The following is a 13303-nucleotide window of genomic DNA, read 5'->3' as shown; positions in this document are numbered from 1 at the left end:
CTAATCTGTAATCAACTGACCTAAACTCACTCGATCTTTTCCAGCATAGTCTTGAATTGTTTTAACTTTTTTAAAGCCAGTTTGCTCAAATAAAGTTCGTACCGCTTGCCCCTGATCATAACCATGTTCAAGTACAACCCACCCTTGAGGTTTAAGCCAATACACTGCCTGTTGAATAATGAGCTGAAGATCAGCCATACCTTGCAGATCCGCAACCAACGCACGTTCAGGTTCTGCTCGTAGGCTTTGCATATGTGGATCAACACGATCAATATAAGGTGGATTAGAGACAATAACATCGAACTGTGCTTGATCATCTATTGCTAAAGCATCATACCAAGCACCACAAGCAAACTTGACCTGCTTTAAACCATGTTTATTTGCATTACGTTGGGCAACAGCCAAGGTGGGTTCATAAATATCTGTCGCTAAAATCTGCCAACTTGGGCGTTCAGAAGCAAGAGACAAAGCAACTGCCCCTGTTCCAGTACCTAAATCGACTACTTTTGCATACTGCGCCAAATCTAATTGGAGGACACTTTCAACCAATACTTCAGTGTCAGGGCGTGGCACTAAAGTGTCAGGAGTAACAATCAAGTCTAAGCTCCAAAACGGCTGTGAACCCGTAATATATGCCAAAGGTTCACCTGCCCCAATACGCTCAAGTGCTTGAACATAGTCCTGTTGCTGTTTAGCAGTGAGCTCAAATTCACCCAGTAATTTTAATTCAAGTACACTGCGCTGCAAAATATGTTCAAGAATCCAAAGATTTTCTTGGCGCTCATAGCTATCGACTTCACCACGTAACGCCACCGCCTCTTTAATATTCATTAACCACCATTTTGCTGTGCAAGTAAGGCCAACTGATCTGCCTGATATTCACGATGTAAACTATCGAGTAACTCAGTTAAATCACCTTCCATAACAGCATCTAACTTATATAAGGTTAAGTTAATACGATGATCTGTCATGCGACCTTGCGGATAATTATAAGTTCGAATCCGTTCAGAACGGTCACCAGAACCCACCAAATCACGGCGCATTTCAGATGTTGCTGATTCTTGAGCAGCGCGTTTGGCATTTTCTAAACGTGAAACCAATAAAGCCATGGCCTTTGCTTTATTCTTATGCTGTGAACGTTCATCTTGACACTCAACAACTGTGCCAGTTGGGATATGCGTAATACGTACAGCCGAATCTGTTTTGTTAATATGCTGACCACCAGCACCTGATGCACGGTAAGTATCTATACGTAAATCGGCAGGGTTAATCTCAACAGTGGTATCAACATCAACTTCAGGCAAAATAGCTACTGTACATGCAGAGGTATGTACACGCCCTTGAGATTCCGTAGCTGGAACTCGTTGTACACGATGTGCGCCACTTTCAAATTTAAGTCGTCCGTAAACGCCCTCACCGTTAATGAGACAAATGACTTCTTTATAGCCGCCATGTTCGCCTTCATTTTCTGACAAAATTTCAATACGCCAACCTTGTGTTTCCGCATACTTACTATACATACGGAACAAGTCACCAGAGAAGATTGCGGCCTCATCACCACCTGTACCTGCACGTACCTCTAAGTAAGCAGAGTTTGCATCATTAGGATCTTTAGGAATCATCAAAATATTGAGATCAGCTTCAAGCTGTTCAATGAGTGCTTTATTTTCTTTGATTTCCTCTTGGGCCATTTCTTTGAAATCAGGATCTGAGGCCATCATTTCAGCTGTTTCTATATCTTCCTCAGCCTGTTTATACTTAATCCAAACAGTGGTTATTTCTGTGAGATCATTATGTTCACGCGATAAATTACGAAATCGCTTATTGTCCGAAATTACTTCAACATCTGCCAATAGGGCTGTTAGTTCTTCTTGTCGATCACAGAGTTGATCCAAACGTAGACGTAACGATTCTTTCATTTAAGTCAGTTCTCAAACACGGTTTAAGTCAAATAGCAACATGAGCTGTTATTTGAAGCAAATCTATTGTAAAAAATTTCGCTTAGTTTACAGATTGTCGCTTTTAAAAGACACTGCTAGATACACATCTTTGCCAGTTTTACTTTATTTTCTCCCCCCATCTATTGCCTCACCCCTATCTTCCACACATTTTCTGCATAATGTTCTTATTTTTGCGGTTTATTTCATCAATTTAGAATTTATAGTTACAAGCTGATACCAAAGCATTATAGGACAGCCTATGTTCTCCATATTTATCTCGTAGATGCTTGTTAAATTAGCTGCAATGATTTTAACAAGCCCCACATGAGAGGGCATGGAGAATAGAATGAATGCTCAAGTATTATTTTTAGGTGTAATGCTGTCATTGTCGACTGTATTTGCTACAGCTGCTCAGGCTGGAAATACCACACGCGTTGCTGCGACATCCGCATTAGGTAGTGTTGTTGGTACTGCACTTGGTAAAGAGATGGGTGGGCATAGTGGAGCAATGATTGGTTCAGCCATTGGCGGTGCTGGTGGGGCTGCTGTCGCGAGTGACCGCCGTGATCGTACTGCTGCTGCAATTGGTGGTGGTTTAGGTGGTGCTGGTGGTTATGCTGCTGGTCGAAATATGGGTGGAAGCACTGGTGGTTACGTTGGTTCTGCACTTGGTGCCGCAGGTGGATCAGCCCTAGGTAATAAAATCTCTCAAGATAATCGCTATAACTATTATGGTAATAGCAAACACAATCGCCATAAACATCGTCGCTACCGCTAAAATCACTCACCTTTGGTGTGTCTTTCAGCCTCAAATGTCACTCACATTTGAGGCTTTTTTATTGCAGATAACTTTAGCATTTAGCAAGACTTTACCAATTTATATACCCCCTTAAATACACCATTCTTATATCGAAAAAAAACGATATACAGCATTCAATTTATCACGTATGCTCAACTGAATATTGATTTAAGGGTTTCTAATGAGATCACTTCATAACACTAAATTTTCCATTTTAGAATTAGCCCCAGTACGTCATGGACACAGCGTTGCTCAAGCATTACAGCATGCATGTCAACTCGCACAACACGCAGAAAAACTCGGTTATGACCGCTTATGGCTTGCAGAACATCACAATATGGATGGTATCGCTAGCTCTGCAACAGCAGTATTACTTGGCCACTTACTGGCCAACACACAACATATCCGTTTAGGATCAGGCGGTATTATGTTGCCTAATCATGCCCCTCTTGTGGTTGCTGAGCAATTTGGCACTCTCGCAACTTTGTACCCCAACCGCATAGAATTAGGTTTAGGACGTGCGCCTGGTACAGATCAAGTGACCATGCGCGCATTACGCCGTGGACGCCAAGAAACCGAAGATCAATTTCCACAAGATGTTATGGAAATCTTAAACTATTTTGCAGATGCTCAAGCAGGTCAACGTATTACAGCGACACCTGGTCAGGGCACCCATGTTCCAGTTTGGTTGCTTGGATCAAGTTTGTTTAGCGCACAACTTGCTGCCCGTTTAGGTTTGCCTTATTCATTTGCATCACACTTTGCTCCTCGCATGTTGAGAGATGCTATCGAGTTATACCGTGAAAACTTCCAAGCTTCTCGCTACTTAGACCACCCGTATGTCTCAATGGGTGTTCCAACAGTAGTCGCACCTAGCGATGCTGAGGCTGAATATCTTGCAACGAGCGCTTACCAACGCATATTAGGTTTAATTCGTGGTCAAAGTTTAAAACTTCAACCACCAATAAAAAGCACTGATGGATTATGTAGCCCAGGTGAGCAAATCGCTGTAAATAACTTCTATGCTATGGCACAGATTGGATCACCACAAACAGTGAAAGCAGGACTTGAAAAATTACTAAAAGACTATGAAGTAGATGAGTTTATTTTTACCTGTGATGTTTATGATCCACAAAAACGTCTTGATAGTTTTGAATTATTGATGCAGCTCAAACATGATGTTTAATCATCTAGTACGAGTCATGATTTTATTAAATTAATCATTACAGTAGTATATAAGTCTGTGTTTCACCTAGATTCCAGCAATTCTTGATAGGAAATTTGCAAAAACTCACAATCAAGGCGTTACACAGCATATAGTTCTGCTATGCTAAAAGCCTATCAAGCATTGTATGGATCTTTTACATGAGCGTTACTTTAGGCACTCCTCTGCAATCTTCTGCTTTCAAAGTTTTATTACTTGGCTCGGGTGAACTTGGCAAAGAAGTCGCAATTTCATTACAACGTCTTGGCGTTGAGGTCCACGCTGCTGATCGCTATGAACAAGCCCCTGCAATGCAAGTTGCACATTTTGCATATTGCATTGATATGACAAATAAAGCGCAATTACAACAACTCATTCAAGACGTCAAACCACATTTAATTGTTCCTGAAATTGAAGCCATAGCAACAGAAGTTTTAATTGAGATCGAACAACAAAATACCGCAACTGTTATTCCTTCAGCTAAGGCGGTAAATCTCACCATGAACCGTGAAGGCATTCGGGTTCTCGCCGCTGAAGAGCTTGGTCTTCCTACTTCTGCTTATCGTTTTGCCGACTCATTAGAAAGCTTTAAAGCTGCATGTGATGATATTGGTTATCCAAACTTTGTGAAGCCAGTTATGTCTTCTTCTGGCAAAGGACAATCACGCGTAAAAGCATTTTCCGAAGTTGAAGCTGCTTGGGAATATGCACAAACAGGTGGTCGAGTAAAACAAACAAAAGTTATTGTTGAAGCACAAATCGATTTTGACTTTGAAATCACATTATTAACTGTTCGAGCGAAGAATCCAGAAAGTGCCGTTGTGGAAACTCACTTCTGTGATCCTATTGGTCACCGTCAAGTTGATGGTGATTATGTAGAAAGCTGGCAACCACAACAAATGACAGCCACAGCACTTACAGAAGCAAAACGCATTGCAGATAAAGTAACGACAGCACTTGGCGGCTGTGGTGTCTTCGGTGTTGAGCTTTTTATTAAAGGCGATCAAGTGTGGTTTAGTGAAGTATCTCCTCGCCCACACGATACTGGATTAGTTACTTTAGCCTCTCAATTCCAAAGTGAATTTGAATTACATGCACGCGCAATTCTGGGTCTAAATGTCAACACTACACGTCATAGCCAAGCTGCAAGTGCTGTGATCTATGCTGGTGTTGATGCAAATAACCTCAGTTATTCTAATTTAAATATCGCTTTACAACATCCAGATACAGATTTACGTTTATTCGGTAAACCTGAAGGATTTAAACGTCGTCGCATGGGTGTAGTCACAGCACGTGCAGAAAATACTGAACAAGCACGTCAACTTGCACAACAAGCTGCTGACTTAGTTCAGGTACAAACAACTGAGAGCTAAGCAGTTTGTATTGCTTGATCTTCAGTTTTTAAAATCATGTAAATCATCATTCGGCACAGTATTTATATTTATGATCTGTGCCTCATCAAGGAAGCTTTTCAATGATTCAAATTACGCTCTTGAAAGACGATCTGCGTTTTCCCGATGACATTCAAGCCATTAATCAATGGCGTGATACGGTCGAAACAGAATTAGAGCAGTATTTTGAAGCAGGCCACCCGATTCGCGATACTTTAAAAGCTCGCTCTGACTCGATCGATAGTATTTTGAACTTACTCTGGCAACATGCTGGCTTAGATCAAAGTCCTTTGGCTTTGTTTGCTGTAGGTGGCTACGGCCGACGTGAAATGCTTCCATGTTCTGATGTTGATATTATGGTGTTATCAGAACAAGACTTAAGTCCTGAGCAAGAGGCAATGGTAACCACATTTATCTCCTCGCTTTGGGATGTAGGTCAACTCAAACCTGGAGTAAGTGTACGTACCATCCAATGTTGTTTTGAACAAGCAACTGCTGACTTAAGTATTGCAACCACACTCATTGAAGCGCGTCTAATCTGTGGTAATGCGTTTTTACGCAAATGGCCACGTCGTGTTGTTTCACAAACTTGGACTGACCGCACTTTTTTTGATGCAAAAATGCAAGAACAAGTTCAACGTCACGCGCAACATAATAATACTGAAAGCAACTTAGAACCTGACATAAAAAATGCACCTGGTGGAATTCGTGATATTAACCAAATTGGTTGGATTGCCAAACGCCACTTTCGTGTTAATCGTATCTATGATTTAGTACATTTAGGCTTTATCTCTGAATTTGAATTGGGTGTACTAGAAGAAGCTGAAAATTTCCTTTGGGAAATTCGCCACCATTTACACCGCATCACTAAACGTGATGAAAACCGTTTGTTGTTTGATTACCAACGTGAAATTGCAACTAAATTTGGTTATGTAAAAAAAGAAGATCAACATATCAATTACCCAATTGAGCAATTTATGCGTCGTTATTATCGCACTGCGCAACAAGTCTCAACGTTAAATGAAATGTTGTTATCCTATTTCAATGAATCAGTCATTACCCCTCGCCTACCAAATTATGAAAGACAAATTGAGCAAATTAACGAAAGATTTAAATTAGTTGATGGTAAATTAGCAGTACAACATCATAAAATTTTCTCAGAAAAACCAAGCGCTATTTTAGAAATTTTCTATCTATTGGCAAGTCGTCCTGAAATTGAAGGTATCCGTGCACGCACGCTGCGTCTACTGATTTTAGCTGGCAAACGCATTGATCAAAATTTTAGAGATAACCCTGAACATCAAGCCTTGTTTATGGCAATTATTCGTGGGGCGAATCATAGACTATATGACACATTGTTAGCCATGAAGCGCTACGGTGTACTTGGAACATATATTCCAGCTTTTGGTCAGATCATGGGCCTGATGCAGTACGACCTGTTTCATATCTATACGGTTGATGCCCATACACTTCTACTGATTAGAAATCTTAATCGCTTTAAAGACCCGGTGTATACCAAAGACTTCCCTGTTGTAAGCTCAGTTTATCAACGCTTATTACGCCGTGATATCGTCATGCTTGCTGCACTATTCCACGATATTGCCAAAGGTCGTGGTGGAGACCATAGTGAGCTTGGTGCTCATGATGCTATTGAGTTTTGCCGCAAACATGGCTTTAGTGAACGTGAATGTAGTCTCGTTGCTTGGTTGATTCAAAACCACCTACTCATGTCACTAACTGCACAAAAGAAAGATATTTCAGATCTTGATGTGGTCAAAGATTTTGCAGAAAAACTGGGAGATATGGAGCATCTTAATTATCTTTACACTTTAACCGTGGCAGATATTAATGCGACGAATCCAAAATTATGGAACTCATGGCGTTCATCATTAATGCGTCAGCTTTATACGCATGCCCGCGATATTATTCGTATTGGTCTTGATCGTCCGGTCGATTATCAAATGCATATTGAGGAAAATAAATTTGCAGCCAGTGAGTTATTAGTCACTGATTTTTCTCTCGATCAAGTTGAAAAAGTTTGGCAAGAACTTGGAGATGAATATTTCCTTAAAGAATCTGCTGAAGAAATCGCGTGGCACACACGTGCGATTTTAGAACATGGCGATAACCCCGAACCATTGGTTATGATTCGTGCACACCGCCGCAGTGGACAAGTAACGGCACAAGATGCCATTCAAATTTTTATTTATACACAAGATCAACCAAATCTATTTGCAACCACAGTTGCCATACTCGATCGGATGAATCTTGATGTTCAAGATGCACGTATTATCACGGCGGAAAAAGCGTTTAGCTTAGACACCTATATGGTTCTTGATCGATTGGGCTCTCTACTCACTGACCCTGAACGTGAAGACCTTGTGAAAAACACACTTATACAAGCTTTAAGTCGTGCTGATCAGTATCCTGGTCTGATGCAACGTCGTATACCTCGCCAGTTAAGACATTTTGATATTGAAAATACTGTAGATATTACACTGAACGATGCCCTACAGCAGAATATGGTTGAGATTTCCACTCTAGATCATCCGGGCTTATTAGCAAAAATTGGTGGTTTATTTATGATTCAAGGTCTAGATATTCATTCAGCGCGTATTGCAACATTAGGGGAACGTGCAGAAGATATTTTCTTTGTTACCAAGAAAAATGCCATACCAATGACTCAAAAAGAGGCCACCGTTTTTGCTGAGCAACTTAAACATGCCTTAGATGAAGTCTCTAGCCAAATCGCGCAGCCCCATTGATTCACTTTACATTACCTTAGTTATTAAGCGGTCTTAGTTTCATGAATAGTAGTTTAGATTTACTGCATCCTTATCCTTTTGAAAAACTCAATCAGCTTTTTCAAAATGTTCAACCTGTAGATATGCCTTTGATTCCACTTTCGATTGGTGAACCAAAGCATCCAGCTCCAGAATTTGTTATTCATGCACTCTCTGAGCAATATCAACACCTTTCAACCTATCCAAACAGTAAAGGTCTACTGCAACTCAGACAAAGTATTGCTCATTGGTTACAACACCGCTTTCACCTACAACATATTTGCGCCGAAGAACAAGTCCTACCGGTCTCTGGTACACGAGAAGGAATTTTCTCATTTGTACAAGCCGCAGTTGAACGAGAACGTGCTCCATATGTTGTGATGCCGAATCCGTTTTATCAAATTTATGAAGGTGCAGCACTACTCGCAGGCGCTAAACCTTATTTTGTAAATTGTACAGAAGACAACGCCTATGTCGGTGACTTTGATGCAGTACCTCCAGAGGTTTGGGAAAATACCGCCATCGTATTCATCTGTACACCAGGTAATCCAACAGGTGCAGTCTACAGCAAAGCACAGTTTAAAAAGCTGATTGCGCTCTCTGATCAATATGGTTTTATTATTGCTTCCGATGAGTGTTATTCGGAGCTTTGGTTTGATCAAGCGCCTTGTGGTTTGCTGGAAGTTTGTGCCGAATTGGGACGCCATGATTATAAAAATTGTATCGTCTTCCACTCATTATCTAAGCGATCAAACTTACCTGGTATGCGCTCTGGTTTCGTTGCAGGTGATGCAGCACTGTTAAAACCCTATTTAAAATTCCGTACCTATCATGGTGCGGCAATGCCTGTACAACATCAAATTGCGTCCATTGAAGCTTGGAATGACGAAAACCATGTTGAGGAAAACCGTCAACAGTATCGTGCGAAGTTTGAACTATTTCAAAATGAGCTTGGGCATTTACTACCACTTAAAAAACCAGATGCAGGTTTTTATTATTGGTTAAAGGTAGATAATGATGAAGCTTTTGCCAAGATGCTCATGGAAAAAGCACATATTAAAGTATTACCTGGTCGCTATTTATCACGTGATACTGATCACGGTAATCCAGGTGAAGGTCATGTTCGCATGGCCCTAGTTGCAAGTCTGCAACAATGTGAAGAAGTGGTACAACGTTTAAAAGCAATTTTGTAATTTTACCTGAGTGCTATCAACCTCTCCTTTTATGGAGAGGTTTTTCTTTGAGTAAAATACGATTAGTTATGGCCGAGATATTCTTTCGTTCATACCATGCTGCTGCAAAATAAGTTTAAGGACGATATTGAGTGGGAATCCACTGATAACCCTGTGTATTTTTCACAATATGCCCAATACCAGGAAAAGCAATATGTGAAGCCCCAATCCACCATTGATCTTTATCTGCTTGCTTAAAAATAGACTCACGCACTGCGATAGCACGTTTAGCATCTGTATCTGGTTTATAACTAGCTTCAGGGTGTGGAAACTGCACCGCTGCATAATGTACAACATCACCCAAACCCAAAAACTTTTGGCCATTCTTACCATCTATCAAATAAGAAGAATGCCCTTCGGTATGACCATGCGTTGTGATTAACTGTACATTAGGTACATTAAATGATGCTGGTGTAAAAGCAACCAATTGATCAGCCTGCTGATATGGTATCAATGCTTCTCGGACCATTTTAAATATCGGCTTAAAGAAATCATTGGCTTTGGCCTCATGATCAACAGAGGTCCAATAATCAACATCCTCTTTGGCCAAATATACTTTAGCGTTGGGATAAAGCATTTTCCCATCTAAACTAATGCCACATAAATGGTCAGGATGAGCATGAGTAATTAAGATCGTGTCAATTTGCTCGGGTTGTAGTCCTGCCTTTTTTAAATGATCAGGCACATGTCCCAAGCTTGGTCCAAAACAGTTTGCTGTACCCGCATCAATTAAAATATTCTGTGTTGGTGTTTGTACTAAATAAGCCGAAAAATCAGTGATGATCTGATTGTCTGCGTCTACAGGAACAAAATTTTTAGTGAATAGCTGATTCGCTTTCTCATGCGAAATATTCAACAAATCACCACGTGGTAAACCAAGCTCACCATCCAACAATGCGGTGACCCTAAGATTACCTATAGATTGAGAAAAATAACCCGCAACTTGTGTAACCTGTTGAGTTGATTGCGCATGCAACAAACTACTACTGCATATTAATGCAAAGACAATTGCTGTGAGAGATTTCAAGAGCATATCCTCGTTATTGAACTGATCTTACAATATCGATTTTGAGTACTAGAAATCGCTCAATATACTTAGCGAAACGCTCACATTTGGTGGCTGGAACAGTTTATTCATTAGAAATAACTGCAGGATCAACATGATAATGTGCAATGAAACGCTCACGAAAAGTCGCAACGGATTGATAACCAGACTTTGCCGCAATAGTTTTCATGGGTAATTTACTTGAATATAACAACTCAAGAGCATAAGTGAGACGTGCATGGGTAATAGTTTCTCGAAGTGAGGTCTCTTCTTGGCTAAGTTTACGTCGCAGTGTGGCACTACTCATGCCAAGGCGCATTTCAATATCGCTAGACCGCCAGTGATATTGTGGCTCATCAATAACCCATTGATGAATAATTTTTGATAATTTTGATGGAGGAATAATCAGTACATCCGCATAATGTTGTTGGCAAAGTTGAACTAATATTGAGGTGATTGTTAAGCGCGCTTTTACAAGATCTTGTTTAAATAAAGCATCTTGCCATGTAAATAGCGCAGTTGAAAAATCATCAATAGAAAACTTTAAAATATCGGCAGTCTTATCCGTAATAGGTTTCGCCCAGATCATTTGTGCAGCCTGAATCACTTCCTCACAAAATGGTACCAGTATCGTTAAATATTCTCCTGTCTTTACATCAGGAATATTCACTGCATCAGTTATAATGTCTGGTTTCAATATAAATAAATCACCAGCACTTAAATGCACCTGAGTACTTTGCGTATTAATTTTCTTCTGACCGCGTAAAACCATCCCCATATGTAGTTTATTCACTTTAAAATGTGACAAACCATGCTGATTTCTAGATCGAATACACAAATAATCCTGAGCAAGCCCTGCTTGAGCCAACGCCAGCAGAGATTGATGCAAATCGTCATTTTCTAGAAAAGCAGGATGATGCATGTTCATCAATAATCGCCACAGTTTTAAATTGTTCATTGGGTATTATAGCTCTTTCAAAAGTCAAATAATCAACATCATAAAATGAGTCATCACTCATATAGGCAACGTGTGAAGTGGCATGGATGCCACTGTGATCAAGGACTATAGGGACATAGTCTCTTGATCACAAAAGGTTTTTGTTACTTTTGACCTTTCAAAAGTAAGGCATTGCCTACGGGTAAACATATCGTCCTGATCAGTTATATGTGGCCATGCATACTTTAATATTTGTCTATTTTTTAATTTATAAAAGTTGTCTATATAGAAAACAACATACGTATTACTGCAGGAGATTATTTTTAATAATGACTAGCACACATGGCATTTAACCCGTCCAACATAAAACTTCATGAAAAGTACGGCATCACGATCAGAGTAGATAAACTGAACAGAAAGCAAAAATTAAAAAGCAGATACCTGAAATTGCATAAATCCACCTCACCTTAGCCTGGAGGTATTGTAAATAAGAAGCTCGGCTCAACAACTTTAACAGTATACAATTCCAAACATATACGACTGTTACCATCCATAATGCTAAACCCAATTGTTGCCACAAGTTAAACTGCATATAAACTAACAATAAGACACTGCTATAGAAAATCATATTTTTAGGATTAAGCAAACTTGACTGTAAGCCCAAATAAAAGTGTTGCAATATACGACATTGCTGCTTTGAATCAGTCTGTATCGCTATAGATTGACGATGGTCAACCATACGCAAAGCCATAAAACAACGTAAAGCCAAATATAATAAATAGGCTGCAGCACAGTATTTAATAACCTGTACAATGCTCGGATCAAGCCCCCCCATATGATGTAATATATATAAAATCAGCAACAAAATAATGGCATTACCTAGCGCAATTCCCACACATACCGCATGTGCAGCTCTACGCCCATAACCCAGTAATGTTGTCACCAGTAAAAAGAAGTCCGGCCCAGGTGATAATAAAGCAATAAAATGAGTCGTTGCGACCAATATAAATATAGACATGCTGTCCCTCCTTTAACTTGCGAGAGACTTTAGGTAAGTGCATTAAATAGTTCTTGTACAAAATTGCAGAGTGGACATCAGCACATCAATAAAATTGCTTCAGCTAAATGCTTTGTTGATATTGTTTTGGTGTAACGCCGGTATAAGCTTTAAAACTACGATGAAAATGACTTTGGTCGCAAAAACCCAAAGTAAACGCCACATCAGCAAGGGAGTAGCCTGCGCAAAGCAACTTACGTGCTTGGTTCATTCTTAAATTAATTTGATAAGCATGAGGCGCCAAACCAAAATGCTTTTTAAACAATCGAATTAACGCAAACCGACTCATATTGGCCTGTTTTGCCAAATCCTCCAAGGAAATAAAATCATCACACTCAGCCAACCATTCTAATATATCCATCCATTGCTGCTCTGCTACATCTGCGTCAGCGAACGTATCAGCAGACGGACTAAGACGAAATACAGCAATCAACAGCTCAATCAAACTTTGTTCTTTATTGGCAATGGTGACCTCCGAATCGAATAAGAGATCATTGAGCTTAGTGAATTGATGATAAAGATCAATATCATGTAAAACTTTGGCCTGTAATTGCACCAATACTTGCTGTGCCGGGTCTGGATATTTAATTTGATGCTCTTGTAAAAGCCGATTTAACCAAGCCGCATCAATATGCATCATTTGATAACTCCATAGCTGCTCAGGCATGGGATTACAACTGTGCACTACATGTGCAGGCATAAGTACCAAAGTCTTTGCTGAAATTATATGTTGACCTGTTAGATGACTTTGGAAACGACTCTGACCTTGATCGACTGCGCCAATAGAAAATGTCTCATGACTATGTGCTTGATAACAAATACGACTCTCGCATGCCCGCCGTGTTTCCACATAGGGCATACGAGTGTCTCGCCAAAATTGACTCTTGAATGAGTTCATATCAGCCTATAGGTACG

At 40.0% G+C, this 13303-nt stretch carries 11 protein-coding genes; 5 read left to right on the top strand and 6 right to left on the bottom strand.

Annotation, left to right across the window (positions count from 1 at the left end; translation table 11 throughout):
- Entirely contained in the window at positions 1–831 is an 831-nt protein-coding gene (gene prmC, locus RFH42_RS12965) for a peptide chain release factor N(5)-glutamine methyltransferase (RefSeq protein WP_308976110.1), read from the bottom strand.
- Positions 831–1919, bottom strand: coding sequence for a peptide chain release factor 1 (prfA, locus tag RFH42_RS12960; protein ID WP_308976108.1), 1089 nt, complete (start codon positions 1917–1919; stop codon positions 831–833). The genes prmC and prfA overlap by 1 nt, the downstream gene beginning before the upstream one ends.
- 367 nt (positions 1920–2286) lie before the next feature.
- Here prfA and RFH42_RS12955 point away from each other — a divergent pair, with 367 nt between their 5' ends.
- From RFH42_RS12955 to dapC, 5 genes are all read left to right on the top strand, one after another.
- Positions 2287–2718, top strand: coding sequence for a hypothetical protein (locus tag RFH42_RS12955; RefSeq protein ID WP_308976107.1), 432 nt, complete (start codon positions 2287–2289; stop codon positions 2716–2718).
- 202 nt (positions 2719–2920) lie between these two features.
- Positions 2921–3925 (top strand): LLM class flavin-dependent oxidoreductase, encoded by a 1005-nt coding sequence (locus tag RFH42_RS12950; protein ID WP_308976106.1) that lies wholly within the window; start codon positions 2921–2923, stop codon positions 3923–3925.
- Positions 3926–4095: 170 nt separating this feature from the next.
- Positions 4096–5316 (top strand): formate-dependent phosphoribosylglycinamide formyltransferase, encoded by a 1221-nt coding sequence (gene purT, locus RFH42_RS12945; RefSeq protein ID WP_308976136.1) that lies wholly within the window; start codon positions 4096–4098, stop codon positions 5314–5316.
- A 101-nt stretch (positions 5317–5417) separates the two neighbouring features.
- Positions 5418–8099, top strand: a complete 2682-nt coding sequence (gene glnD, locus RFH42_RS12940) for a [protein-PII] uridylyltransferase (protein ID WP_308976105.1) — start codon at positions 5418–5420, stop codon at positions 8097–8099.
- A gap of 41 nt (positions 8100–8140) precedes the next feature.
- The gene (gene dapC, locus RFH42_RS12935) at positions 8141–9310 is read left to right on the top strand and encodes a succinyldiaminopimelate transaminase (RefSeq protein ID WP_308976104.1); all 1170 of its coding nucleotides are present in this window, start codon (positions 8141–8143) and stop codon (positions 9308–9310) included.
- Between the two features lie 115 nt (positions 9311–9425).
- Here the strand turns inward: dapC and RFH42_RS12930 are convergent, their stop codons facing one another.
- The 4 genes from RFH42_RS12930 to RFH42_RS12915 form a co-directional block, all read right to left on the bottom strand.
- Entirely contained in the window at positions 9426–10382 is a 957-nt protein-coding gene (locus RFH42_RS12930; protein ID WP_374990769.1) for an MBL fold metallo-hydrolase, read from the bottom strand.
- Positions 10383–10479: 97 nt separating this feature from the next.
- Complete coding sequence (locus RFH42_RS12925; protein ID WP_308976101.1) at positions 10480–11322, bottom strand: helix-turn-helix domain-containing protein; 843 nt, start codon at positions 11320–11322, stop codon at positions 10480–10482.
- A gap of 403 nt (positions 11323–11725) precedes the next feature.
- On the bottom strand, positions 11726–12349 hold the full coding sequence (locus RFH42_RS12920) for a LysE family translocator (RefSeq protein WP_308976100.1): 624 nt from the start codon (positions 12347–12349) through the stop codon (positions 11726–11728).
- Positions 12350–12452: 103 nt separating this feature from the next.
- The gene (locus RFH42_RS12915; protein ID WP_308976098.1) at positions 12453–13286 is read right to left on the bottom strand and encodes a helix-turn-helix transcriptional regulator; all 834 of its coding nucleotides are present in this window, start codon (positions 13284–13286) and stop codon (positions 12453–12455) included.
- Positions 13287–13303: the final 17 nt, after the last annotated feature.

The sequence above is a fragment of the Acinetobacter rudis genome (genome assembly GCF_031157835.1).
GTDB classification, from domain to species: domain Bacteria; phylum Pseudomonadota; class Gammaproteobacteria; order Pseudomonadales; family Moraxellaceae; genus Acinetobacter; species Acinetobacter rudis_A.
This window is presented reverse-complemented; position numbering and strand designations above follow the sequence as displayed.